The following is a 23124-nucleotide window of genomic DNA, read 5'->3' on the forward strand; positions in this document are numbered from 1 at the left end:
GGCGCTGCGGCTTTGGGTGTGCGCGCAACAGCGGCGGGGCGGCGCAAGTAAATTCTGGTAAACCGGTTCCGGCGCGTGCGAGCGCGCTTTTATACTCAGTGCCTGGCCCCCTTATTAAGAAAAATCGCAGAACCCCATGACCCGAGTGCTTTTAATCGACGACGACACTGCGCTGTCTGCCTTGCTGGGCGAATACCTGGAGCAGGAAGGCTTTGCCGTGGCGTTTGCCGCCGATGGCCAGGGTGGCGCGGCCGCCGCCTTAAGTGGTGCGCACGACATGGTGGTGCTGGATGTGATGTTGCCCGGGCTGAATGGCGTGGAGGTGCTGCGGCAAATCCGCCAGCACAGCCGCATTCCCGTATTGATGCTGACCGCGCGCGGCGATGACATCGACCGCATTCTGGGGCTGGAACTGGGCGCGGATGATTACGTGCCCAAACCGTGCTCGCCGCGCGAACTGACTGCGCGGTTGCGCGCCATTCTGCGGCGCTTGCAACCCGACGAAACCAGCGGCGCCGTCGCCGCCAGCAAGCTGATCGTGGCCGGTTTGCTCAGCATGAATCCGGGCGAGCGCACTGCCACCTGGCGCGGCTTGCCGCTGGAGCTGACCAGCACCGAGTTCAGCCTGCTGGCCGAACTGGCGCGCAACGCCGGGCGCGTGGTGGGCAAGCAGGCCTTGTCCGAACAGGCGCTGGGCCGCCCGTTAACGCGCTTTGATCGCAATATTGATGTGCATATCAGCAGCATCCGGCAAAAGCTGGTGCACCCCAATCCGGCCAAAACCATGATCCTGACCGTGCGCGGCGTGGGTTATCAGTTGCTGCGCGAGGATTGAACGATGGGGCGTATTTTCTGGAAGTTTTTGTTTGCGTTCTGGCTGGCGATGTTTGCGGTGGGGCTGACGCTGGTGGCGGGGTCGGATCTGGTGCGCCGCATGCAGCATATCCCCGAACAGAACGCCGAGACCGATGCTTTAGGCGAACGTGTCAAACAGGTGAGTGAGCTGCTGGCGCGCGAGGATATCGCTGGCGCACAGGCCTTGCTGCGGCACTGGCGCAATCAGCGGCAGGACCCCGAAGTGTTTGTGATTGATGAAGCGGGCGCGGAACTGCTCAACCGGCCGCTCTCGCCCGACGATCTGGCCTTTGCCCGCAATGCGGACAAACAAGCCGAGCCGTTTGCGCAATGGCTGAGCACGCCCGATGGCGATCGCTACGCCGTGACCACGCATGTGACGCGCGCCATGTATATGTCGTATCACACCGGCATCCGGCTGACGTGGCAGTGGCTGGTGGCGATTGCCTCGCTGGTGGGGCTGTTTTTTAGCGCGTTGCTGGCCTGGCATTGGGCGCGGCCGCTGCGCGCTTTGCGTTGGGCCTTGCACAATATCGCCAAAGGCCATCTGGACACCCGCGTCATGCCCCGCATGGGCAAACGCCGCGACGAACTGGGCCGGCTGGGCCAGGATTTCGACAGCATGGCGCAACGGCTGGAATTGCTGGTGGATGCGCAACGGCGGCTGCTGCACGACGTGTCGCACGAACTGCGCTCTCCCTTGGCCCGGCTGGAAGCTGCCATCGAACTGGCCGAGCGCCGGCGTGGCAATGCCGAAACCGAACCCGAGATGGCGCGTATTACCCGTGAAGCGCAGCGGCTTAATATGCTGGTGGGCGAATTGCTGTTGCTGGCGCGACTGGAAAACGGCATCGAAACCATCAAACGCGCGCGCGTGGACGTGATGGAGCTGGTGGTGGCCATTGCCGACGATGCGCAGTTTGAAGCGCGCAGCAAAGGCCGCGATGTGGTGCTGCAGACCGAGGGCGGGTTTGTCGCCAGCGTGAATGCCGAATTGCTGTATCGCGCTTTCGAGAACGTGATCCGCAATGCAGTCAAATACACGCGGCCCGATACGGCGGTGCACGTGTCGGCGGTGGCGACGGTGGCCGAGATGATCGTCACCGTGGTGGACCATGGCCCCGGCCTGCCCGATGACGTGTTGCAGGCCATTTTCGAGCCGTTCCGCCGCTTTGAAACCGATCCGGAAATCAGCGGCTTTGGCTTGGGGCTGGCGATTGCGCAACGTGCAATGGAATCGCACGGTGGCGCGATCCATGTGGCGCGTAATGCCGAGGGTGGTTTGACCTTTACGCTGACGCTGACCCGCGCCGCCCTGGTGCGCAAACATCAGGTATTGGGCCGTCCGCTGGACGCGCCGCGGCCATGGTGGGGCGCATGGGTGGCATGGACACAACGGGCGGGTGGCAACCCGCCCTGACGCAATCAGCTTTGCCGAAGCGGCGAAGGCACCGGCGCGGCGGCATCTTTCAGTTCTTCGTGAATTTCCGGCGGCAGATCGGGCGGCAATTCGGCGGGCAGGGTGGCGCGCGCCAACGCTTCTTCGTCCTTTTTGCGCATGGTTTCCAGCTTGGTCTTTTGCGCGGCGCTGGCGCGAATAAAGATGATCTTGAGTGCGGCCATTAACGGCACTGACAAGAATATCCCCGCCACGCCCCCCAATTGGTCGCCCGCCAGCAAACCAATAATCACCATCAGCGGGCTGACTTCCACGCCTTCGCTCATCAAAAACGGATTGAGCACGTAATCCTGGAACATGCGATAGCAGCCAATAAAGATAACCAGCCACCACATATGCGCATAACCGCTAAAGCCAGCGACCACAATGGCCAGACCGGCCGCCGCCAAGGGTCCGGCAAACGGAATGAACTCCAGCATGGCCGCAGCGCTGGCCAGCAATAAGGCATACGGCACGCCCAGCAAAGAATAACCAATGCTGTACGAAATGCAGGTGGCAATGGCCAGCAATAACAAGGCGCGCACGTAGCGGGATAACAGCACATCCAGATCTTCGATAATGCCGGCCCACAGTTTGCGTTGTTTACGGTCCAGCCATAGCAAGACGGTATTGCGGATATCCGGGCCTTCCTTGATCAGCAAAAAGCTCAGAATCGGCACCAGGATCAGATAAATAAGATTGCTGGCCACATGCATCACGCCAATACCGAATTGCTTGGCGGTGGACACGCCGTTATCACCGCCTTCCGTAATATGGCTCTGGATAAAGGCAAAAATACGGCCGCGCACGGGTTTGAGAAAATCCGGGAGCGGAATGCGCTCGAAAATATGATTGGAATTAAGCAGGCCAGGCAATTGCTGGCTTAAATGCACGGCTTCATCCTGGATCTGCGTGCCGAATACGGCGCCTAATACGGCGATCACGCTAATCACGGCGGCAAATACCACCGCAATTGAAACCGTGCGAGGCACGCGATCGGGCCGCACGCGGTCGACCAGGTCGATCAGCGGATAAATCAGATAGCTAAAGAAAATGGCAAACACCACCACCAGCAAGGTAGTGGAAACGGCATAGACGATATAGACCAGCAATGCGATCAGCAGGATGGTCCAGACTATGCGGGCGGTGCGTACGTCAAAGCCAAACATGGCGCTGTTTTCCGTGGTTTTTTAAGGCGTGTTGGGCGTTGGCGAAAAGGCGAACCCGTCTGGCGCGGGCCGCACTGTGACAATAACCGTCCACCCGCGCCAGCGCTGTGCGGGCACGTCTTGCAAGCACGTAGGATGCCGCCGCAATTTGCCGATACAGCCCCGCGCGCATAGGGTGGGTCTGGACCCACCCCCCCAAAGCCGCCGAGAAGCACGATGGTGCTGCTTACTCACTTTTTTGGGGCCCGGCCCCGGGTCCAGCGCCCATCATCCTTACAGTCGCCCCAGGAGTTCTACGCGTAGTTCCCGATCCATCCGGTCAGTATCCTTGCGCCTAATCAAATCAATAAGCGCTTGCGGCGCGGGGCTACACAATGGGTGCTCCCCCAACTTATTCCACGGTGGTTGATCAAGCGATGGCCGAAGTCATCCGGCTGGCGCGGTTAAACCAGTTGAATGTACTGGATAGCGCCCCGGAGGCGCTGTTTGATACCGTCACGCGCCTTGCCGCTGAAATCTGTGGCATGCCGATCAGCCTGATCAGTCTGGTGGATAAAGAACGCCAATGGTTCAAATCGACCTATGGCCTTGAAGGCGTGAGCGAAACCGCGCGCGATATCTCGTTTTGCGCCCATGCCATCGAGCACGGCGGCGTCTTTGAAATCAACGACGCCACGCAAGACCCGCGTTTTGCGGATAACGAACTGGTTACCGGTCCGCTAGGCTTTCGCTTTTACGCGGGCGCGCCGATTACGCTGCGCGATGGTGCGCGCCCTGGCACCTTGTGCGTGATCGACCAGACGCCGCGTCAATTAACCGATAGCCAACGCCATATCCTGCAATGCCTGGCGCAGATCGTGAGCGATTGCCTGCAAGAGCGCGAACGTTGCGTGTCTTTAAGCCGCGATCTGATGGATAGCGAAGACCGCTATCGCGCGATTGTTGATTTCAGCAGCGACGCCATTATCAGCAAATCGCTGGACGGCATTATTCATCACTGGAATCTGGCCGCCGAAAAGCTGTTTGGCTATACCGCGCAAGAAGCGGTGGGCCAACATATCTCCATGTTGTTTCCCACTGACGGCGTGCAGGAAGAATGCATGCTGATCCGCCATGTATTGCAACACGGCTCGATTTCGCAATTTGAAACGGTGCGCCTGCATAAAGACGGCCGGCGGCTGGATGTGGCGATTACCTTATCGGCCATCAGGGATGCGCATGGCCGCGTGATTGGCGTTTCCAAAATTGCGCGCGATGTGGGCGAACGCAAACGCCTTGATCAGGAATTGAATCGCTCGCTGACGCGCCACCAGATGCTGTACCACATTGCCCCGGCGATGATGCACACCATGGATGCCGAGGCGCGGCTGATTACGGTTAGCGATACCTGGCTGGCGCATATGGGCTATGCGCGCGAAGAAGTGATTGGCCGCCACACCTGGGAATTTCTGACGCCGGCATCGCGCATCAAGGCGCGCGAACAAGTCATCCCCGGCTTGTTTGAGAACGGCCGTTGCGACGATGTGCATTATCAATATCAGCGCAAAGATGGCGGCGTGATTGATGTGTTGCTAAGCGCGAGGCTGGAACGCGATGTGGAAGGCAAAGCCTGGCATTCGCTGGCCATCATGCAGGACGTCACCGAGAAAAAACGGTTTGAGCGCGAGCTGGCCGAGCAGAACGAACGCCTGCGCGTCACGCTGCAATGCATCGGTGATGGCGTGATTACCACCGATGTTGACGGCAAGATTTGTTATATGAACCCGGTGGCCGAACGCCTGACCGGTTGGAGCAATGGCGACGCCATCGGCCAGCATCTGAGCCAGCTATTCAAGCTGACCGCCGAGCACAGCAAACCCTATGCCTTGCCCGGTGTGCCGCGCGAAGGCACGGTGCTGATTGCGCGCGATGGCGCTGAGTACGACATCGAAGAAAACATGGCACCTTTGCTGAACGACCAGCAAGAATCGATCGGCATGGTGTTGGTGTTCCGCGATGTAACGCGGCAACGCCAGATGACCAGCGAAATGACCTACCGCGCGGCGCATGATCCGCTGACGGGCCTGTTAAACCGCGGCGAATTTGATATGCGCCTGCACCGCGCACTGCACGAGGCCAAAGCGGGCGAGGGCGAGCACGTGGCGCTGTATATCGATCTGGATCAGTTCAAGGTGGTTAATGACGCTTGTGGCCATAGCGTGGGCGACCAGTTGTTGCGCCAGGTGAGCAGCATGCTGCAAAGCTGCGTGCGCACCACCGATACGCTGGCGCGGTTGGGCGGCGATGAATTTGGTGTGATTTTGCAATATTGCGCGGTGGATAAAGCCTTGCGCATTGCCGAACAGATGGTGGAGCTGATCGACCAGTTCCGCTTTATGCACGATGAGCAGCGCTTTCGCATTGGCGCCAGCATCGGTCTGGTGCGGGTAGATGCCAGTTGGGCCAGCGCCGCCGCCGTCATCCATGCCGCCGACACCGCTTGCTATACCGCCAAAGAGGCCGGCCGCAACCGCGTGCAGATGTGGCTGGAAAGCGATGAAAGCCTGCATAGCCGCCAGGTGGAAACGCATTGGGCCGCGCGGCTGGAACAAGCCATCGACGAAGATCATTTTGAGTTGTACGCCCAACGGCTGACGCCGCTGAGCACGCCCACCGGCGCGTTGTATTGCGAAGTGCTGCTGCGCTTGCGCGAGCCCGATGGCAGCATCGTGCCGCCGGGCGCTTTCCTGCCCGCGGCGGAGCGCTTTCATATGGCTAGCCGTATTGATCGCTGGGTGGTGCGCAAGGTATGCGAAGCGATGGCCAGCGCTGATTTAAGCCTGGTGGATACGCTGTCGGTGAACTTGTCTGGTCAATCCATTGGTGACCGCGCGTTTCACCGCTTTGTGGTGGATTACCTCGACCGCAATCAGGTGGATACCAGCAAGCTGTGCTTTGAGATTACCGAAACCACCGCCATCACCAATATGCGCGAGGCCAATGACTTTATCGCCGCCATGCAAGCGCGTGGCATCCGCTTTGCGCTGGATGATTTTGGCAGCGGCGCGGCCAGCTTTGGTTATCTGAAATCGCTGGCGGTGGATGTGCTGAAAATCGACGGCCAGTTTATTAAAGAGCTGGCCAGCGACGCGGTCGATCAAGCCACCGTGCGCTGTATTCGCGAGATCGCCAGTGCGGTCGGCAAAGCGACGGTCGCGGAATTTGTTGAAACCGCAGAGACCGCTTCCATGCTGCGCGATATGGGCATCGATTACGCCCAGGGCTATCTGTACCATCGGCCGGAGCCGTTGGGGCAGCTGCTGCGCTAGCGGTCGCCTCGGCGCCTGTTGCGGCGGCATCGGGCGCGTTGAGAGGTGCATCGCCGCGCGGCGTGCCGTCTTTGCGCCAGGCCAGGCGGCGCGGAGTGTGGGCGCGCGGCGACATCAGCCGCCCACCGTCATGCTGCGGCAGGCGTCGGCGCACACGATGCAGGCGGCGGCGCATACCTTGCAGTGGTCAGCGTCGTGCTGGCCGCACACCGCGGCGCAAGCATCGCAAACCGACGCACACAATTCGCACGCTTCCACCGCAAACCCGCTATGACGCGCCAACAGGGCGGCGGCAAAGCGGCAGGCCTCGGCGCAATCGATATCGTGCCGGATGCATTTAGCCATTATCTTGATGTCCTCTTCATCCAGACACGCTTGTGCGCACTGATCGCACGCCTGGGCGCAGCCATAACACGCCAGTATGCAGGCGGCGTAACTGGTTTGAGCCATTGCAGTCTCCTGATTGCCGGAATCGTCGCCGCTATTCTCGGGTATGCGTTTTGACATCACCGTCACGCCCGCGCTGATAGCCACGTCAGTCATCCGCGCCGTTACCGCACGCCATGCGCTGGCGCGTGGGGGCATGCCGCTCACGCCCGCCGTAGTCCAACGCGTGCCCTAAGCGGCGCAATCCCGCATATAATACGGCCCCCGCAAAGCGGACCCGGTAGGGTGGGTGTGACCATTCAATCACTACATCTAGTGTTCGGCTTTAACACGTCGCACTAGATATGCTATCTTTGCCCCCGTTGTTGGCGATCTGGAAATGCTGCATTGCAAGGCCGCTTATGGCTGGCGGCAGATGACGAGATGCCAAACCAACGCGGTAACAGCGGGTCGAACCGGGTCGGGCTTAACAGGAACTACACGATGTTCAAGCGACGGATGGGTGATCTTTTCAGCGTTCTCTGGCGTAAACGCGTTCACAAGGCGCCGCAGCCATCAGCTTGCTGGCGCTGGTGACCGCGTGCGGCACCGCGCCGATGATGTCCGGCAGCGGCCAGATGACGCCACCCGATGGCAAGGCCTACGCGATTGTGGCGCTGACATTTGATAGCTGGGACAAAGACACCGCCAACGTCAGCTTTGTGTTGCAAGGCCCCGACGGCACGCACGAATATTTTGCCCAGGCCATGACGGACTTTATCCGCGATGCGGGCGATATCCCGGACGCCATCGGCAAGCTGCATTTGCTGACGTTAACGCCGGGCCACTATGTGTTGCCGTCGGTGTGGGCGCGCTGGCACGACGGCAGCGACACCATCATCTTCAGCAATCATGTGGTGAACATTCCGCTGAACCAGCAATTTGATGTGCGCGCGGGCCAGGTGGTGTACCTGGGCGATATCCACGCCAAACTGAATTACCAACCCAGTGTTGCCATCGTCGATAGCACTGCGCGCGACATGAACCATATCAAGGTGATCTGGAAAGTACCGGACACCAGCAACATCCAGCGGCTGCCGTTGCAACCGCTGCAGGTGCCCGCCACGGCGGCGCACTAGATTCAACGCTTTTCTTTATCGATTACAAACGCGCCCCGCGCGCCCCGAACAGGACAACCACAATGCTGAACTTTGACGACGACATCGCCACCCCGCAACACAGCAGCGACGCCGCCCCCGCAGGCGTAAACACCAGCAACCGCGTGCGCGCCGCTGACAAACGCGTGATTAACGGCACGACCGACGTCAACCAGCTGGTGCCGTTCAAACACAAATGGGCGTGGGAAAAATATCTGGCGCAATGTGCCAACCACTGGATGCCGCAAGAAGTAAACATGCAGCGCGACATCGAACTGTGGAAAAGCCCGAACGGCCTGACCGAAGACGAGCGTCGTCTGGTCAAACGCAACCTGGGCTTTTTTGTAACCGCCGATTCGCTGGCCGCCAACAACATCGTGCTGGGTACGTATCGCCAGATTACTTCGCCGGAATGCCGCCAGTTTCTGCTGCGCCAGGCGTTTGACGAAGCCATTCATACCCACGCCTACCAATACATTGTGGAAAGCCTGGGCCTGGACGAAGGCGAAGTGTTCAACGCCTATCAAGAAGTGGCATCGATCCGCGATAAAGACGAATTCCTGATTCCGTTTATCGACGTGCTGACCGACCCGAAATTCAAGAGCGGCACGCTGGAAACCGACCAGACCCTGCTGCGCTCGATTATCGTGTTTGCCTGCATCATGGAAGGCCTGTTCTTCTACGTCGGCTTTGTGCAAATCCTGGCGCTGGGCCGCCAGAACAAAATGACCGGCGCAGCCGAGCAATATCAATACATCCTGCGCGACGAATCGATGCACTGCAATTTTGGTATTGATTTGATCAACACCATCAAACAAGAAAACCCGGAATTGTGGACTGAAACCTTCAAGGCCGAGATTACCGAACTGTTTAAAAAAGCAGTGGATCTGGAATACGCCTACGCCGAAGACACCATGCCGCGCGGCGTGCTGGGTTTGAATGCCAGCCAGTTCAAGGAATACCTGCGCTTTATTGCCAACCGCCGTATGCAACAGATTGGCCTCGACCAATTGTTCCCGGGCGTGACCAATCCGTTCCCGTGGATGAGCGAAATGATTGACTTGAAGAAAGAGAAGAATTTCTTTGAGACGCGCGTGACGGAATATCAAACGGGTGGGGCGCTGAGCTGGGATTGAGGGTTGCCCGGTCGGGCGATCAAGTTAGTCGGTCAATCATGCTTAGCGGACGATTGAACGCAAAAGCCCCGAAGATTTTCGGGGCTTTTCATTTCTGTTGCCGCGTCGGCTCGAGTGGGGCGCGAAGCGCTTATTCGCACTTTTATTCGCCGCATCCCTTGAAACTGCGCTGAAAGCCACCGGGCGTAGTGCCAAACCTGTTTTATAAGCCAGCTACAGCGTTAGCGCGTGGATGCAATCCAGCGCCACGGTCACCGAGCCTCGCCCACCCCCATCGTTCCGTGCCGCAGGCCTGTCTGGACCAACCCCAGCTCATCCAGCGTCAGCGTAAATGGCAAGTTGCTCACACGCACGGCGCCGTTGAAAGGGCGGTCTACGGCCAGCACAAAGAAGAACGCCAGGCCCAGGGTTGCGGCCCAGCCGGCAATCAAGAAGGTATTGAAGTGCGTGCCGGGCAGGGTATAGAGCACCGCAAAGCTCAGCGCGCTGACCGCCAGCATCACCACCCATAGTGTGACGGGCAAGTGGGCTTCCAGCGAGAGCAAGCGCTGCTGGCGACATTTGGCCAGTTCGTTCAGGCGCATCAATATTTCGGATAGCAAAGCGGTCTGGCGCGGGGTGGTGGGGGTAAGGCGGGTGGTCTGGTCAAACAGCACGCCAAACAAGCGCTCGGTGGACGGGTCTGCTCTGGCCTCGTGTTCCATCACCGGCCATTCCGCAGTGGCCACGCGCAGCAGGTAGTCATGCAGCGTGCTTGCGGCCAGATCCGCAGGGTTGGCATCAAACGCGGCCAGATCGCGCGCCAGTTCTCCGGCGCAGGCGGCTTCGGCAGCCACGATGCGCTTGGTGCTGTCGTAGGCGTCCAGCACGTTTACCGCAGCAAAAGCCAATAACAGTGAATTGATGGTGCTGATAATCGACACCATGGTCAGCGTCATGGCGCGTTGTTCCGCATCGGGGTGCGACAAACGCAGGCGGCGCACCAGGGCAAAGCCCAGCAGCGCGGCCAGCACGGTGGCGCAGACCACCAGCAGGCCAGCCAGCACGCCCGACAAGTTGTAAAGAAAGTCCATGATTTATTGCTCCGTGCTCGCGGTGGCGTCAGAGGCTGCGGCGTCCGGGGTGCTTAGCAATGACTGGATCAGCGCGGTCATTTGTTCGCGGATCAGCGCGGGCGGCGTGCCTGCGTCCAGCAGGGTCTGCAAGGCCAGCATGCGGGCGGCCAGATCGGCCTGGGTTTGTACGCGTTCGGCGGCGCCCTGCGCACGCTGGGTCCGCAGGCCGGCTTGCAGTTGGGCCGCGCCGTCGCCGCGCACCAGGGTTTCCAGGGTATCCACCAGTCGTTGCAGCAGGCGCTCCACCGCCGTCGCAGAAAAGCCGCCCAGCATGGCCAGTGCCGGTTTGCCAAAGTTGGCCATGCTGCCGCTTTCAAACAGCCCGGCCGGTAGCATTTCCACAATAATCAATCCGGCAATCACGCCCAGGATAAGCCGTGCGCCATAAGACGCGTCGTATTTGGGGTCGTAGCTGCAATCGGCGATATAGCGGTGCGCCTGGAACAACGTGGCAAACGCGGCACCCAGCCCGGCACAGCTCAGCAGGTAGGCCATGTTTACAAACAGCACCCAGCCCGATGAGCCCAGCAGGCCGGCATCCATGTTGGCTTCGGTTACTTGCGGAAATAACCCGATCAGCACCACACCCAGCAAAAACGCCAGCGCATTCAGCGTTAACCGGCGTATCAGTGGCACCGGGCCCAACCAGGACCACGGGCTGGCGCGCAGCTTTTCCTGGTCCAGCACGGTAATGCCCTGGGGCGTGGCGGGCGCCACCGCGCGGGCCAGCTTTTGATGCAAGTGCACCAGCTCGGCATTTTGTTGCGCGGTAAGAACGGGCTGGTCCGTCGTCAGCGCCACCAGCCGCGCCACGCCCTCCGGGGCCACGGGCATGCCGTGCTGTAGCAGGTATCGCACCATGGCTTCACATTCCAGTTCAACCTGCTGGGGAAGCGGTCTGCGACTGGCGGCCACGCGTTGGGCCTGGGCGTTGGCGATAGCGCTGAATAACATGGCGGGCATCCTCGGCACGCTGTGTCGTCGCTATTACGGGGCGGTTAGCTGGACATCGGCAATCGGCGTGCCGGTCTGGGTCATAAATCGCAGCACACCGGGCCCGCTGGCGGCGGGGATGAGGTCGAATGCGCCCTGCGCCAGCGCTGCGCATGGCTTGCCGCCGTTGCTGGAGAGCGACCCGTAGTGGCTGGCCGTCACGGTCTTGCCGTCTTTGCCCTGGATAGGGCGCGGCGTGGCAGCTTTAAGCGCATCCAGCCGGCAATCGCTGCCCGCCGTGATGTTCACCCACGGCAATTTGCCGCTGGCATTGTAGGTCAGCCAGTATTGGGTGCCGTTGTAGAGCAGCTGGCCCTGATAAACCGGGCCAGTTTCAGCCGCATGGCTGGTGGTGGCGGCCAGGGCCAGCAGGGCAGCGATCAGCGTGCCCAGGAGCAGCCATAGCCTGAAGCCAGGCTGTGGGCGGCGTGTTGGCGCGCGGCCAAACAGCTGACGGGCGCGGCTGGCTTCGGCGTGGTCCAGCAAAAACAGATAGCGGTTTTTCATGATGTAACCTCAAGAAGAGCCCTTGCAACGCGGGCGCTGCAAGGGCGTGGGTCAGGCCCAACGCGGTCCAGGCTTAGTCGGCGGAAATATGAGCGCGGCTGCCGCTGATCTGCGCCGCGCACGCGCTCCAGTACAGCTTCAGCTTGCCGCCCTTGGCCACTTGCGCCTTGATGGCGGCCTGGATTGCAGCATTGGTTTTAAGCAGCTCGCTCAGCGAGATTTGCTGATCCGTCAGCACCACATTGGTACGGCCACCGATGGTCTTTTTGCCCCAGTCGGCCAGATCGCCGAGCGGGTACAAAGTCAGGTCTGGCGCCAGGCTACCGCCCGGTAACGCGGGCGACGGTTCCCATTCGGTAGCCGGGCCCCATTTTTTGGTGCCTTGTTGCCAATGGCTGAGGTACAGCTTGTCGATGGCGCGTTGCCCGATCAGCGCCTCGGCCACGCCGGTGGTTAGCGTGTAGCCCACGGGCTGCAGGATGTAGAGATCAACACCGGCGGGCAGGGTGAAGTTTTTGGCGCCGCCTTCATAAGAACCATGGCCCAGGGCCACGATGTCCTGATTGCTTACTTGAATAGCCATTTCTGTTTACCTCTTGAATGTATGGGACTGGATGGGATGGGCAGGGCGTTGTGGCTCCACAACCGCCGCATTACCCTCCGGCTTTGCCCAGCGGCCGCCCGGCAATGGTTTTAAGCAGATGGCCGCCGATCAATACGTCGGTTTTGAGCGGCTGGCTGCCGTAAAGCCGTATTTCCACGGGCAGGCTGGGCGGGTTGCGCCACCACCGGGTGCGGCGCATTTGCAGGCCGGTTTTGCCGTTGCGCTGATACAGCTCGCAGTCAAACCGCATCTTCATTTCACTGATGTCGTAGGCGGTGGCGCTGATATGTGACGCCGCGCCAGCCGCTTGCAAAATGCGACGGGCGCGTTCTACAGCGCGAGGGGCGGGGGCATCGTGAGACTCGGATCGCGGCGTGGCGCGAGCGGCCAGCATGCTGTCGTACAGCGCGGTCAGCAGGTCTTGCAGGGTGATTACGTTGCGCATGCTGTCGCCCCTTAATCCACAAGCCAGACGGGCCGACGGCTAAAGCCGACGTGATAAACCAACCACTGCAACACCACCTGGTGCTCGTTCACCTGCAGCACGGTAAAGCTCTTTTCCACGGCCAGAATGCTGCCGCGTGGCGAATCGGTGAGGCAGCGGTTCAGCAAGGTTTCTGCCTCAGCCACTTCGTCACGGGTACGGATACGGGCAGGGTTGTCGCTGCCCACCACAATGCGCTTGACGAATCGCACTTCGGTTAGATCAAGCATGACGTGCGTCCCTTTGGGTTCGCGGTTAAAGAGCCGCAAATCAGTGATTGCGGATGAGCGCCGTTGCGGGCTGCCAGGGTTGGGCCACGGCTTGCGGGTGGTGGCCTTTGCAGCATGGCCTGCGGATTGCGGCGCAGAAATCAGTGTTTTTTGCGCGAGTGCCAGGTGTTTTACCGATGGCCCTGGCGTGGGTTACCGGTCAGCAAAGCTGTCGGTGCGGCGCAGCCAGCCCTTCAGAAATTGGGCGAGCGCCGGGCGACGCGCGGCCAGGTCCTGGTAGTAGGCTCTGCGGCCCGCTTTGTAGCGCCGGTACAAATCAACCGGCTCCGCCGCCAGTAAGGCTTTCAGCGTGGCGGCGCCAAACAGGCCGTCGGCATTCAGCATTGCGCCCGTGGGCTTTTCATTCAGCAGCTTTTGCAGCAGGCGCACGGCGTTGCCACCGGCGTTGACGTAGAAGTCGAACAGGATTTCTGCCAGCGGTTGGTCGGGTATTTCATCGCCATGCAGCACGTCCCAATAAGCCGCTTTGTAAATCTTGAAGGCCTGCTCGTCGGTCAGTGCTTTCAGGTTGGCCAGATTGGGCGGAATGCCCAGCAGCGGCTGGGCGTGTATCTGAAAAGTGGCGAGGGTAATGCCCTTGTTGGTGGCGCCGCCGGGGTCGGCGGGGTTGTTAACAAAGCCACCTTCAAATTCCAGCAAGTGTTTAAAAAACAGATCAAGTTGTGCCATGACATGCCTCGTGGGGTGAGTGCATCGCGCGGGTCGCAATGCGCTCAGCCCAATCTAGGCAGGGGCTTGCCGGTGGCGCTCTCAGCCTTTTGGCTAGCTGCTCTCAGCTAATCTCCGGGTGTGCTGAATGCGCCATGAAAGCGGTCGTTCTGACGCCGCAGGCTGCGGCAATGCACAAGGCGCTGGTCAGGTCGCTACAGCTCGATCATTCCCTCGCGGATGGCGTAACGGATCAGGTCGGTGGTGTTGCGCAGGCCCAGGCGGGCCAGAATCTGCTCGCGGTGGGTGGCTACGGTTTTTACGCTCAGCCCCAAGCCGTAGGCAATTTGCTTGGTGCCTTGGCCCATGGCGTACAAGTGCAGGATTTCTCGCTGGCGCGGGGTCAGGCAGGCGGATGTGGCGCCGCCGCTGTGGCCCGAGAACAAGGCATTGGCGATACTGCTTAAATACAGCCGACCGTCTCTGGCTGCGGTAATGGCCGCCAGAAATTCGTTGGAAGAATCGCGTTGCATGACCAGGCCACTGACACCGGCGCGCACTGCGTGGTTGACCCAGTCATGCGATTCCTGCCCGCCCACCAGCACCGTGCGTGGGGAAGGGTGCATGTCGCGCAGACGGGTCATCAGCTCTATGCCCGTCATGCCTGGCAACTGTGCGCTGCATACCACCACATCGGGCTGGATTTGCTCCACCAGCCGCAGGCAAGCCAGACCGTCTCCGGTTTGGGCCGCCAATGAGATATCGGCCAGCTCGTTAATCAGGCGCGACAAGCCTTCTCGCACCAGCTCTCGATGATCAACCAGAATCAACGGGTGTTCCAATATTCTTTTTGAAATAGCAAGCATGGTGAAATCATCGGTAATGTAGACGCCGCTTATATTGGGATAGCCCGGATCGCCACAGCAATACCCCTGTTGTCGTATCAGGCGAGGGGCCACTGCGCGACCTTTGCGGCCAATTGGCCCGCATGATTGACCCCCAGTTTGCGCATCAGGTTTTCACGGTGTTTGCGGGCAGTGCCCACAGAAATACCCAATGCGCGCGCAATGGTTTTGGTGTGGTCGCCGCGCAGGATATGCAGAGCCACTTGTCGCTCACGCGGCGTTAATGCGGCGAGGGCCGGGTAAAAACAGAGGGCTGCGGCGCCCACACCTGGCGCAGGCCGGCCAGGCTGTTTACCCCCAGTTTGCGGTATACGCTGGCGCGCTGTTTGCGCAGCGTTTCAATGCTGGACGCGCTGCCCTGGGCAATCTGCCGCAGGCTGAGGCCTTCGTACAAGGCGGCCGCCACCTGGCGTTCGCGGGGGCTCAGGCCCGCCAGATTGGCGGCGTGGTCGGGCCCCGGCGTGTCACTTGCTGAGGGCGGATGGGGAGAGTGCTTGATGGTGCGTGCAGGCATCAGGCGGGCCAGCTCCGGGCGGAGGCAGGCGCGGGGGCAGGCGGGCCGCAACGGTAAGCCACGGCAAGGCAAGGCATAGTGGGCATGTTAAATAACGGCAATCAAACAAGCGCCGCCGGCACTGGCCAGACACAGTGCATTGCGGGCTTTGGGCCCCGTCCGTCTTAGGCCTGTTTTTGCCATAAAGCCAGGTCAGACCGCCCTCTGGCACGGCCTGACCAAGCAGACGGGCGAATCGGCATTTCACCTGGCTGCACCATCAAAAACACTGATTTAAATGCCATTGGGGGGCAGCCATGCTGCAAAGGCCATCAGCAACCTGGTGATGGTCCATAACCTTCAGAGGCATCCACATGGCAACTCCCCTCACCCTTAAAGATCTGCTGGCCGCATTGTCGGGCGCGGTGATTGGTGCGCAAGACCAGATCGAACAACATCAGCTGGCCAACCTGAGCGGCTATTTTGACGAAGACAACCGTCCGCGCAGCGTGCAGGTGCGGCTGCCTTCCATGACGCCTGGGGCTGACGAGGGGGAAGAAGATTTTTACCGTGCGCCACTGCTGGCGCTGGTGCCCGCCAACCCCTTGCAGATTCGTGAAGTGGAAATTGAATTTGACGTGGAGCTGGGAGAACTGGGCAACGAGCCGCAGACCGGCAACGCTGCCGCACCAACCAGCGCCGGCACGGGCGACACCGCGTGGAACGACGGCACCCCGCGCAAGACGGTGCAAATCGACGCGCAGCCCGGCAAAAAGCAATCGGTCGGCAAAGTACATCTGAAGGTGGTGGTGCATAGCACAGAAATATCGGCCGGCATGGCCAAGCTGACCAACCAGCTGGCGCAAACCCAGGGCGTGGTCAAAGCCGCCGCCCCCCGGCCCGTTGCATAACCCTCAATCCCTTTAAAAAGCAGGAGTAACAAAATGGCTGATATCGTCAATATGTCTGCGCAGTTCAAAGGTCTGCCTATGGCCGACCTGATCGGCGCCCCGCTTACCGCCGCGTGCGATGCCCAGGTCAAACTGGCGCGTGCGACGTCTGACTTCATCCAGTTGATCGGCTTTGCCCCGGACCCCGCCGCCGCAGCGGGCACCCCCGGCACACCCATCACCCGTACCGCAAGCTTCAGGTTCAAGCGTCCGGTAGACCGCCCCGCCACGGCGCAGCCCGGCGATTTTTACGAAGAAGAAGTGGAAATGGAGGTGCCGCTGCTGGCGCTGGTTAAAGTGCCCGCGCTGAGCATTACCACCGTGGATGTCAATTTTGAGATGGAGGTGAAGTCTTCGTTTGCCGAGCACACCTCCGAGGATTCCACGATGTCCGCCTCGCTGGACGCCAGCGTGAACTGGGGGGTGTTCTCAGCCAAGGTGCATGTGCAAGGGTCGGTTTCCTCGCACAAAGACAACACGCGGACCTCCGACAACTCGGCCAAGTACACCGTGGCCGTGCACGCCGAAGACAAGGGCATGCCGGAAGGCTTGTCGCGCGTGCTGGATATCCTGCAAAGCAGCGTGGCACCGCGCAAGGTGGCTGCGCCGGTGCAAGTGCAGTGATGAGCTTGAGGAGATAACGCCATGTTTGATCCTGCAAGCATCATCGGCAATTTGCCGTTTCATGACGCATTGCCCAGCGGCCGCCAGATCAAGGATGAAAGCAATGGCGCCATTTACCTGTCGCTGGATAACGGCTTGCGCCTGATCCCCAACCTGAATGCATGGCATGCGCTGTTTATCAACGACGCCGCGCAGCAACATGCGCCCGTCGTGGGTGACGTGCACAAAGGGCGGCCTTTGGGCCACGATGCGGCGCTGATCAAGGGTGAGGGCGAAGGCAAAGTGTATTTGCTGGATGACGGCACGCGGCGCTGGATTGTATCGCCTGAGGTCTTTAACCGGTTTCAGTTTGACTGGGCCAAAATCAGAACCGTGGCCAATCACGAGCTGAATGCAATGCCGGAAGGCAATGATATTGAGTGATCCGGTGGGCCGTGCTGGCGGCCGGTAAGCAGTAACGCAAAAGCCCGTTCGTGAGAGCGGGCTTTTGCGCAGGCTATTACGCCTTATTCATTGCTCAGCTTGGCTTTTAACTGATGCAACTCAGTGATGTTCATAAACGTAATCACTACGCCATCAATCAGGTTTTCCAGCGTGCGGTAGGGCATGATCCGCACGCGAAACCAACGGCCATCCACGGTGCTGATCTGTTTTTCCTGAAACACCAGCGAGCGCAGCACTTCTTTGGCATCCGGCTTTAGCTCTGGATATTCCAGCATGCTGGTCATGTCGGATAAAGGGCGGCCAATGTCGCTCTGGATCAGGTTGAATAAAGAGGAAACATGCGAGGTAAACCGGCGCACGCGCAGTTCATTATCCAGAAAAATCGTCGCGATTTCGGTGCTGTTGAGCAGATTGGTCAGATCGTTTTTAACTTCATTAAGATCATCCACGCTGGATTGCATTTCGGCATTAACCGTTTGCAGTTCTTCATTCATTGACTGCATTTCTTCTTTTGACGTGGTCAGTTCTTCGTTGGTGGATTGCAATTCTTCATTGGCCGACTGCAGTTCTTCATTGGTGGAGCGCAATTCTTCCAGCGACGATTGCATTTGTTCGCGCAAGTGCTGCAATGCTTCGCGCGCTTGTTGTAGTTCGGTTTGTAGTTCTTCCTGGCCTGCAGCGGCGGCAAGGTCCTGTTTTTTGCCGCGCCGGGCAGCGGGCACCTCGCGAAACACGATAATCAATTGGCCACGCAAAGCCGCGGGTTTTTCAATGGCGCTGACGGTGATGTCGACAACCACGCTGCGGCGTTCCGAAGCAATCTTTACGCCTTTCAGCAGGATAGGCCCCACGGCTTGTTGTGCGCGCGGCAGTACGCCGATCAGCGCTTCACGCAGGCCTTCGCGCGCCATGGCGTGGATATTGATGCTGACCTTGCCGGCGGCGGGCTCCAGATAAGCGCCGGTGCGCCCGCTGATATACAGAATGTCGCCATCCGCGTTAACCAGCACGGCAGGCGGCGCATAGGTTTGCTGGATCAGTTGATCGGTCAGGGCGCCCAGATTTTCAGTGGCCATATGCTCGTTCGAATGGGTGGAAGGCGGGTGCACGGGCGAGAACTCCGGTTTTCTGTCCGGAAAAACCAGTTCAGAAAAAGAAAGCGGTTGGTCTTGCCGCCAGAAAATGCGCAGGCGGCTGCGCACAGGCGCAAATAGATGGGCTGCATTGCCCGATGTCTCGGCGCTGCCTAATACCAGCAAACCGCCGGTATTCAACGCGTAATGAAACAGCGGGAACAGTTTTTTCTGCAATTGGGGATTGAAGTAAATCAGCAGATTGCGGCAACTAAGCACATCAAGCCGGGTAAACGGCGGATCGGAAATCAGGTTTTGCGTGGCAAAGACAATGCAATCACGGATGTCTTTTTTAATTCGATAGCCATCGGGCTGTTCGACAAAATAGCGGGATAGATATTCGGCCGAAACCTCACTGGTAATTGATCGCGCAAACACGCCTTTGCGCGCACGGTTGACCGCGTCGATATCGAGATCGGTGGCGTAGATTTGCAAAGTGAATTTCGCGGCAGGCCGGGATTTGCGCAGCGCCTCGGCAAACAGGATGGCCATCGAATAGGCCTCTTCGCCGCTGGAGCACGCCGCCACCCAGATGCGGATGCATTTACCTTGCGGAGAGCGCGCAAACAAAGCGGGAAAGCCTTCGTCGAGCAGATATTCCCAGATTTCCGGGTCACGAAAAAAATGCGTCACCCCAATCAGCAGCTCTTTGTATAGCAATTCCACTTCATGCGGATTGGTGCCCAGCCAGCGCGCGTATTCGGTGATGCTCTCAAAACGATGCAGAGCCACCCGGCGTTCGACACGGCGTTCCAGCGTGTTGGGTTTGTACAGCGAGAAATCGTTGTGGCAATGCCGTTGCAGCAACTCAATAATCTGCGCCATTGCTGACGGGCTGGCGTCGCTAACGGGCTCGGCCTCTGCCGCTGCGACAGGGGCGCTGGCGGCGTGGCCAAGCAGTTGTGCGGGCAAGGCCTCGGGCGCGGCCACCGTATCGACCACGCCAGCGGCAATGGCGCTAAGCGGCATGCTACTGGCGCTGGCGGTCGCGGGGTCTTGCGATAGACAGCGGCCTTGCTGATTCTTGATTGCGACCAGGCCCGCGGTGCCATCGCTGCCCATGCCGGACAGCACGATGCCAATGGCGTCTTTCTGCCGCGCCTGCGCCAGCGATTTAAAAAAGCGATCGATGGGCAAGCGCAGTCCAGCGCGTTCGACCGGTGCGCTTAAATGCAGATGTTCATCGACGATCTCCAGATCCTGCACCGGCGGAATCACGTAAATGTGATTGGCTTCGACCCGCGTGTTGTGCCTGACTTCCTGCACCGGCATGCGGGTGTAGCGCTGCAGGATTTCAGGCAGGGCACTGACGTGGTCGGGCGCGAGATGCTGCACGATTACGCAGGCCATGCCGGTATCCACCGGCATATGCGACAGAAATTTGATCAGGGCATCCAGGCCGCCCGCGGAGCAACCCAGCGCGGCAATGCGGACCCGATGCGTTAAATTAGCGGCAGTGCGGCGTTGCGCAATCCGGTCAGACATAGGCGAACTTTGCAAAGCGCATCATTAATCCGATGTAGAGCGAAACATCTCTGCCTCGGCCTGTTTGATTGCATTAACGTCGGTCAAAGACAAACGCAAAGCGTCGGTACGAAACGCATGGCAAGCGCGACGGCAACTGATATAAACAATGCGCGGCACACTATCGCCCTGATGCAGTGGCAATACGATATCCGCGTTTTCTGTGGTTTTCGATTCCTTCATTTGCTGCAAAAAACGCAGCCAACGATCCGCCTGCGCTTCCAGCACCAGCGCCACAAAATTGGTTTGCGTGAGCGTATCAATCGGCTTGCCCAATAGCGCGGCCGCGTTGCGATTGCCTTCGAGGATGGCACCGCGCGTATCCAGCGTAATGTAGCCATACGGCGCGTCATCATAGAGCTCTTGATAACGATCGCATGCGACTTCAATCGCGGAATTAGCTTGCTGTAATTCGGCAATCTGCATTTCCAGTTCGATTTTATGTACCAGCAATTCGTGCGCCAGCACCGCGCTGGGCTGGTCGACGTCGATCTGGGGAGAAAGGCTGGCCACCATCGCCTCCGCCTCGTGCCGTTGGCCTTGCCTGCGTGCGTCCCAATCAATATGAGGTGCCATTTTCAGGGTCTCCATAAAACACATCAGAAACGGTGTGAGATATTCAGCTCAATCAGTTTTGCCATCCACTAGCAGGCGTTGATATTCCTTGCGCACCACCCAATAGCATTCGCAGGTATTTCGTTCAAGGCCGGCGCGATTCAATACCGTAATATGACCGCGCGAATAACTGATGTATCCAGCTTCCTGCAATTTAAGCGCCGCGGCGGTAATGCCTTCACGCCGCACGCCCAGCATTTTGCTGATCAATTCTTGCGTCATCGAAAACTGGTTGCCCGGCAAACGATCCAGGCTGGCCAACAGCCAGCGGCACAATTGCTGATCGACCGAATGATGCCGGTTGCACACCGCAGTTTGTGCCATTTGCGCAATCAATGCTTGCGTGTAACGCAGCAGCGGCTGCATCACGGCCGGTCGTCCAAAAGCTGCTTTAACAAATGCCGATTTTACGCGATACGCCATGCCCGAATTTCTGACCAACGCACGCGCCGGCGTGTTGTCGCCGCCCATAATGACCGACACGCCGATCATGCCTTCGCGCCCCACCATGGCAATCTCGGCGGAAGCGCCGTTTTCCATGGCGTACAGCAACGACACCACACAGGTGGCCGGAAAATAAACATAAGCCGGCGATTCGCCCGATTCGCACAACATGGTGCCCGCCAGCATATCCATCGGTTCGATGTGCGCGCGCCATGCTTCCCGTTCCACCGGACCCAGCATGTTTAATAAATCGTTTTTTTCAGCGCCCACATGCATTTTTCTCTCCGCCCCTCCGTGAACGCGTGGCCGCCCTTGCCAAGGTTTGATCCTTGCGCCCGGCGTGCCTCGGTGGGCAACTCCCGCCGCTCGGCGTGGCCGTGATCGCGGCAGTAGTACCCATCAATCAATTGCGTGGCGCATTGCTTCGCCCACACGGCAGATGGCAAAGAAATCAAGGCTATGTTCGGTAGCGCACAGACCGGGGTAATCAATGCGAATACTAATGGGTTCACCAGGCTGCTGCCCAAACACCCCCGGAGCCCCTCATGTCCTCAATGCCGCAGGCCGAACAATTGATTGAAGAGCCCATAGACCTTGACCGGGTTAGCCGGGCTTTGCAGGCAATGGCACATCCATTGCGATTGAAGATCTTGTGCATGTTGGGCGAGGCCGAAGAGATTCATGTGCAAGGCATCGTTAATCTGGTCGGCTCTACTCAATCCAATATATCGCAACATCTTTCCAGCATGCGCGAGAAGGGCGTTTTAATTTCCCGGCGTGAGGCAAACCATATCTATTACCGCATCAGTGACCGCAGAACGGTGGATCTGATTGCGATGTTTCGGGATGTGTTTTGCGGCTTTGCGGATTAATGATGCGCCTGGTTGCACCTAACGCCGCGCCGTCAGATTCGCACCCCAAATCCACTGCGCCAGATGCAGTTGCCACTACCTCAGCCGCTCCCTTTAGGAAGCACTTCAACCTGTTCGCCACGATCGCTGTGCAGGAGAAAACCCATGCTGGAAATGATTAACCTTGGCCGCCCGCAACTGGAATACATACTGAAATCGGTGCGACAGCGGCAAGCGACCATCTCGCCGGACGAATCAGACCAACGCGCGGAATTGCGCGAATATGCCGCCTTGCTGACCGCGCTGGGCGGCATAGCAGGGAAAGAATTTGTGCTGCTGTGCGTGGACGCTGTTGATGGACCGGCGCTGGATGAAATTGTGACCCGGTATCGCAAGACGGAACCAATGGTCCGTGGACATGCGCGATCGTTTGTGCCGTTTATTTATGGTCGGGAGTTTGTTCCGCCTGCGGGGTGAGAGGTTGGGGGGCTGCGGTAAAGCGAAATGGGGATTTCCATGATTGGCGTCCCCGTTGTTGTATTTATCAATCGGACTTTAAACTGCGCGTCCGCCATGGCAATTCCATAAAATGGAATGAGCAAAATCGAATTGTTGCCAAATTGCAATTTGATTGAACGTCTGGCTGTATCGAATGCAACGATGTTTGAATGCCTCTGTGGTTCTTGTAGGCCCAAGGCGAGCGACCGAAGAGTTGCCTTGGCTAAAGTGGCCGCTGGCGCGGCCACTTACTCAATGGTGGGGGACGGAAATCAGACCGCGAAAGGGCCTTTGAATACATCGGCCACATTTTTTTGATTTGCCGCCTCTTTACGCGGCATCAAAACAATCGACCCATTCAAAACGCAAACCTGAATCAAATCTCCTACCGCAAATCCAGCGCGCAGTAATGGACCGCCTTTAATTTCGAGTTTGGGATAAAGCGTTGCAGGGTGTTCGGCCTCGACGGTGACCAGAATCATATTTTGAGTCGAGCGGGTGGGTGACTTATACTCGTCCTTAGCCATAGTTACTTGCTCCTTAAGTGATTGTGGTTAGCGGGTCAAAAGTGCT

Annotated in this window: 27 protein-coding genes; 11 read left to right on the forward strand and 16 right to left on the reverse strand. The window is 59.1% G+C overall.

Translation table 11 applies throughout. From position 1 onward, the window contains the following. Positions 1–136: 136 nt before the first annotated feature. Both WG78_RS11925 and WG78_RS11930 read left to right on the forward strand, forming a co-directional pair. Complete coding sequence (locus WG78_RS11925) at positions 137–835, forward strand: response regulator transcription factor (RefSeq protein WP_053938057.1); 699 nt, start codon at positions 137–139, stop codon at positions 833–835. Positions 836–838: 3 nt separating this feature from the next. Continuing rightward, positions 839–2275, forward strand: a complete 1437-nt coding sequence (locus WG78_RS11930) for a HAMP domain-containing sensor histidine kinase (RefSeq protein ID WP_053938058.1) — start codon at positions 839–841, stop codon at positions 2273–2275. Positions 2276–2280: 5 nt separating this feature from the next. Here the strand turns inward: WG78_RS11930 and WG78_RS11935 are convergent, their stop codons facing one another. Next, entirely contained in the window at positions 2281–3462 is a 1182-nt protein-coding gene (locus tag WG78_RS11935; protein WP_083458967.1) for an AI-2E family transporter, read from the reverse strand. Between the two features lie 374 nt (positions 3463–3836). Here WG78_RS11935 and WG78_RS11940 point away from each other — a divergent pair, with 374 nt between their 5' ends. After that, positions 3837–6770, forward strand: a complete 2934-nt coding sequence (locus tag WG78_RS11940; RefSeq protein ID WP_083458969.1) for a PAS domain S-box protein — start codon at positions 3837–3839, stop codon at positions 6768–6770. Between the two features lie 114 nt (positions 6771–6884). Here WG78_RS11940 and WG78_RS11945 read toward each other — a convergent pair whose 3' ends face one another. After that, positions 6885–7220 (reverse strand): four-helix bundle copper-binding protein, encoded by a 336-nt coding sequence (locus WG78_RS11945; protein WP_053938060.1) that lies wholly within the window; start codon positions 7218–7220, stop codon positions 6885–6887. A gap of 43 nt (positions 7221–7263) precedes the next feature. On the opposite strand from WG78_RS11945, the gene WG78_RS23250 reads away from it, so the two are divergent. From WG78_RS23250 to WG78_RS11955, 3 genes are all read left to right on the forward strand, one after another. After that, the gene (locus WG78_RS23250) at positions 7264–7392 is read left to right on the forward strand and encodes a hypothetical protein (RefSeq protein ID WP_269082665.1); all 129 of its coding nucleotides are present in this window, start codon (positions 7264–7266) and stop codon (positions 7390–7392) included. 325 nt (positions 7393–7717) lie between these two features. After that, positions 7718–8275 (forward strand): hypothetical protein, encoded by a 558-nt coding sequence (locus WG78_RS11950; protein ID WP_053938061.1) that lies wholly within the window; start codon positions 7718–7720, stop codon positions 8273–8275. 62 nt (positions 8276–8337) lie between these two features. After that, positions 8338–9429: a ribonucleotide-diphosphate reductase subunit beta gene (locus tag WG78_RS11955; RefSeq protein WP_053938062.1), complete on the forward strand. Its 1092-nt coding sequence runs from the start codon at positions 8338–8340 to the stop codon at positions 9427–9429. Positions 9430–9680: 251 nt separating this feature from the next. Here the strand turns inward: WG78_RS11955 and WG78_RS11960 are convergent, their stop codons facing one another. From WG78_RS11960 to WG78_RS12000, 10 genes are all read right to left on the reverse strand, one after another. Then, the gene (locus WG78_RS11960) at positions 9681–10502 is read right to left on the reverse strand and encodes a bestrophin-like domain (protein WP_053938063.1); all 822 of its coding nucleotides are present in this window, start codon (positions 10500–10502) and stop codon (positions 9681–9683) included. 3 nt (positions 10503–10505) lie between these two features. Beyond that, entirely contained in the window at positions 10506–11498 is a 993-nt protein-coding gene (locus WG78_RS11965) for a hypothetical protein (RefSeq protein ID WP_053938064.1), read from the reverse strand. 33 nt (positions 11499–11531) lie between these two features. Then, a complete protein-coding gene (locus WG78_RS11970) occupies positions 11532–12044 on the reverse strand; it encodes a hypothetical protein (RefSeq protein WP_053938065.1) in 513 nt (170 codons plus the stop codon). 73 nt (positions 12045–12117) lie between these two features. After that, on the reverse strand, positions 12118–12627 hold the full coding sequence (locus WG78_RS11975) for a putative adhesin (RefSeq protein ID WP_053938066.1): 510 nt from the start codon (positions 12625–12627) through the stop codon (positions 12118–12120). Positions 12628–12697: 70 nt separating this feature from the next. After that, positions 12698–13093 (reverse strand): hypothetical protein, encoded by a 396-nt coding sequence (locus WG78_RS11980; protein WP_053938067.1) that lies wholly within the window; start codon positions 13091–13093, stop codon positions 12698–12700. 11 nt (positions 13094–13104) lie between these two features. After that, the gene (locus WG78_RS11985) at positions 13105–13362 is read right to left on the reverse strand and encodes a hypothetical protein (RefSeq protein WP_053938068.1); all 258 of its coding nucleotides are present in this window, start codon (positions 13360–13362) and stop codon (positions 13105–13107) included. A gap of 192 nt (positions 13363–13554) precedes the next feature. Beyond that, positions 13555–14091, reverse strand: a complete 537-nt coding sequence (locus WG78_RS11990; protein ID WP_053938069.1) for a glycoside hydrolase family 108 protein — start codon at positions 14089–14091, stop codon at positions 13555–13557. Positions 14092–14285: 194 nt separating this feature from the next. Further along, on the reverse strand, positions 14286–14936 hold the full coding sequence (locus WG78_RS11995) for a response regulator transcription factor (protein WP_083458971.1): 651 nt from the start codon (positions 14934–14936) through the stop codon (positions 14286–14288). Positions 14937–15013: 77 nt separating this feature from the next. Beyond that, on the reverse strand, positions 15014–15241 hold the full coding sequence (locus WG78_RS23090; protein WP_161805109.1) for a LuxR C-terminal-related transcriptional regulator: 228 nt from the start codon (positions 15239–15241) through the stop codon (positions 15014–15016). Beyond that, positions 15196–15489: a LuxR C-terminal-related transcriptional regulator gene (locus WG78_RS12000; protein ID WP_053938071.1), complete on the reverse strand. Its 294-nt coding sequence runs from the start codon at positions 15487–15489 to the stop codon at positions 15196–15198. The genes WG78_RS23090 and WG78_RS12000 overlap by 46 nt, the downstream gene beginning before the upstream one ends. Positions 15490–15842: 353 nt before the next feature. Here WG78_RS12000 and WG78_RS12005 point away from each other — a divergent pair, with 353 nt between their 5' ends. The 3 genes from WG78_RS12005 to WG78_RS12015 are packed head-to-tail and all read left to right on the forward strand — an operon-like array spanning position 15843 to position 17465. Beyond that, positions 15843–16379, forward strand: a complete 537-nt coding sequence (locus WG78_RS12005) for a DUF2589 domain-containing protein (RefSeq protein WP_083458975.1) — start codon at positions 15843–15845, stop codon at positions 16377–16379. Positions 16380–16412: 33 nt separating this feature from the next. Beyond that, positions 16413–17042 carry a DUF2589 domain-containing protein gene (locus tag WG78_RS12010; protein WP_053938072.1) on the forward strand — a complete coding sequence of 210 codons (630 nt, stop codon included), beginning with the start codon at positions 16413–16415 and terminating at the stop codon, positions 17040–17042. A 21-nt stretch (positions 17043–17063) separates the two neighbouring features. After that, positions 17064–17465: a hypothetical protein gene (locus tag WG78_RS12015; RefSeq protein WP_053938073.1), complete on the forward strand. Its 402-nt coding sequence runs from the start codon at positions 17064–17066 to the stop codon at positions 17463–17465. Between the two features lie 83 nt (positions 17466–17548). Here the strand turns inward: WG78_RS12015 and WG78_RS12020 are convergent, their stop codons facing one another. Genes WG78_RS12020 through WG78_RS12030 form a run of 3 tightly spaced genes read right to left on the reverse strand, consistent with a single transcriptional unit; the run spans position 17549 to position 21478 of the window. Then, on the reverse strand, positions 17549–20104 hold the full coding sequence (locus WG78_RS12020) for a chemotaxis protein CheB (protein WP_083458977.1): 2556 nt from the start codon (positions 20102–20104) through the stop codon (positions 17549–17551). A gap of 24 nt (positions 20105–20128) precedes the next feature. Beyond that, positions 20129–20719, reverse strand: a complete 591-nt coding sequence (locus WG78_RS12025; RefSeq protein WP_161805110.1) for a PAS domain-containing protein — start codon at positions 20717–20719, stop codon at positions 20129–20131. A gap of 48 nt (positions 20720–20767) precedes the next feature. Continuing rightward, positions 20768–21478: a Crp/Fnr family transcriptional regulator gene (locus WG78_RS12030; RefSeq protein ID WP_236692029.1), complete on the reverse strand. Its 711-nt coding sequence runs from the start codon at positions 21476–21478 to the stop codon at positions 20768–20770. A gap of 269 nt (positions 21479–21747) precedes the next feature. Here WG78_RS12030 and WG78_RS12035 point away from each other — a divergent pair, with 269 nt between their 5' ends. Together WG78_RS12035 and WG78_RS12040 are read left to right on the forward strand one after the other, a co-directional pair. After that, a complete protein-coding gene (locus WG78_RS12035) occupies positions 21748–22074 on the forward strand; it encodes an ArsR/SmtB family transcription factor (RefSeq protein WP_053938075.1) in 327 nt (108 codons plus the stop codon). Positions 22075–22218: 144 nt separating this feature from the next. After that, positions 22219–22530, forward strand: coding sequence for a hypothetical protein (locus WG78_RS12040; protein WP_053938076.1), 312 nt, complete (start codon positions 22219–22221; stop codon positions 22528–22530). A 293-nt stretch (positions 22531–22823) separates the two neighbouring features. Here WG78_RS12040 and WG78_RS12045 read toward each other — a convergent pair whose 3' ends face one another. Beyond that, the gene (locus WG78_RS12045; RefSeq protein ID WP_053938077.1) at positions 22824–23078 is read right to left on the reverse strand and encodes a SymE family type I addiction module toxin; all 255 of its coding nucleotides are present in this window, start codon (positions 23076–23078) and stop codon (positions 22824–22826) included. Positions 23079–23124: the final 46 nt, after the last annotated feature.

This window comes from Amantichitinum ursilacus, from assembly GCF_001294205.1.
GTDB lineage: Bacteria > Pseudomonadota > Gammaproteobacteria > Burkholderiales > Chitinibacteraceae > Amantichitinum > Amantichitinum ursilacus.

Coding starts and splice junctions, on each gene's coding strand:
- WG78_RS11925 (WP_053938057.1), top strand. CDS start 137: ATGACCCGAGTGCTTTTAATCGACGACGACACTGCGCTGTCTGCCTTG.
- WG78_RS11930 (WP_053938058.1), top strand. CDS start 839: ATGGGGCGTATTTTCTGGAAGTTTTTGTTTGCGTTCTGGCTGGCGATG.
- WG78_RS11935 (WP_083458967.1), bottom strand. CDS start 3,462: ATGTTTGGCTTTGACGTACGCACCGCCCGCATAGTCTGGACCATCCTG.
- WG78_RS11940 (WP_083458969.1), top strand. CDS start 3,837: ATGGGTGCTCCCCCAACTTATTCCACGGTGGTTGATCAAGCGATGGCC.
- WG78_RS11945 (WP_053938060.1), bottom strand. CDS start 7,220: ATGGCTCAAACCAGTTACGCCGCCTGCATACTGGCGTGTTATGGCTGC.
- WG78_RS23250 (WP_269082665.1), top strand. CDS start 7,264: ATGCGTTTTGACATCACCGTCACGCCCGCGCTGATAGCCACGTCAGTC.
- WG78_RS11955 (WP_053938062.1), top strand. CDS start 8,338: ATGCTGAACTTTGACGACGACATCGCCACCCCGCAACACAGCAGCGAC.
- WG78_RS11960 (WP_053938063.1), bottom strand. CDS start 10,502: ATGGACTTTCTTTACAACTTGTCGGGCGTGCTGGCTGGCCTGCTGGTG.
- WG78_RS11965 (WP_053938064.1), bottom strand. CDS start 11,498: ATGTTATTCAGCGCTATCGCCAACGCCCAGGCCCAACGCGTGGCCGCC.
- WG78_RS11970 (WP_053938065.1), bottom strand. CDS start 12,044: ATGAAAAACCGCTATCTGTTTTTGCTGGACCACGCCGAAGCCAGCCGC.
- WG78_RS11975 (WP_053938066.1), bottom strand. CDS start 12,627: ATGGCTATTCAAGTAAGCAATCAGGACATCGTGGCCCTGGGCCATGGT.
- WG78_RS11980 (WP_053938067.1), bottom strand. CDS start 13,093: ATGCGCAACGTAATCACCCTGCAAGACCTGCTGACCGCGCTGTACGAC.
- WG78_RS11985 (WP_053938068.1), bottom strand. CDS start 13,362: ATGCTTGATCTAACCGAAGTGCGATTCGTCAAGCGCATTGTGGTGGGC.
- WG78_RS11990 (WP_053938069.1), bottom strand. CDS start 14,091: ATGGCACAACTTGATCTGTTTTTTAAACACTTGCTGGAATTTGAAGGT.
- WG78_RS11995 (WP_083458971.1), bottom strand. CDS start 14,936: ATGCTTGCTATTTCAAAAAGAATATTGGAACACCCGTTGATTCTGGTT.
- WG78_RS12000 (WP_053938071.1), bottom strand. CDS start 15,489: ATGCCTGCACGCACCATCAAGCACTCTCCCCATCCGCCCTCAGCAAGT.
- WG78_RS12005 (WP_083458975.1), top strand. CDS start 15,843: ATGGCAACTCCCCTCACCCTTAAAGATCTGCTGGCCGCATTGTCGGGC.
- WG78_RS12010 (WP_053938072.1), top strand. CDS start 16,413: ATGGCTGATATCGTCAATATGTCTGCGCAGTTCAAAGGTCTGCCTATG.
- WG78_RS12015 (WP_053938073.1), top strand. CDS start 17,064: ATGTTTGATCCTGCAAGCATCATCGGCAATTTGCCGTTTCATGACGCA.
- WG78_RS12020 (WP_083458977.1), bottom strand. CDS start 20,104: ATGTCTGACCGGATTGCGCAACGCCGCACTGCCGCTAATTTAACGCAT.
- WG78_RS12025 (WP_161805110.1), bottom strand. CDS start 20,719: ATGGCACCTCATATTGATTGGGACGCACGCAGGCAAGGCCAACGGCAC.
- WG78_RS12030 (WP_236692029.1), bottom strand. CDS start 21,478: ATGCATGTGGGCGCTGAAAAAAACGATTTATTAAACATGCTGGGTCCG.
- WG78_RS12035 (WP_053938075.1), top strand. CDS start 21,748: ATGTCCTCAATGCCGCAGGCCGAACAATTGATTGAAGAGCCCATAGAC.
- WG78_RS12040 (WP_053938076.1), top strand. CDS start 22,219: ATGCTGGAAATGATTAACCTTGGCCGCCCGCAACTGGAATACATACTG.
- WG78_RS12045 (WP_053938077.1), bottom strand. CDS start 23,078: ATGGCTAAGGACGAGTATAAGTCACCCACCCGCTCGACTCAAAATATG.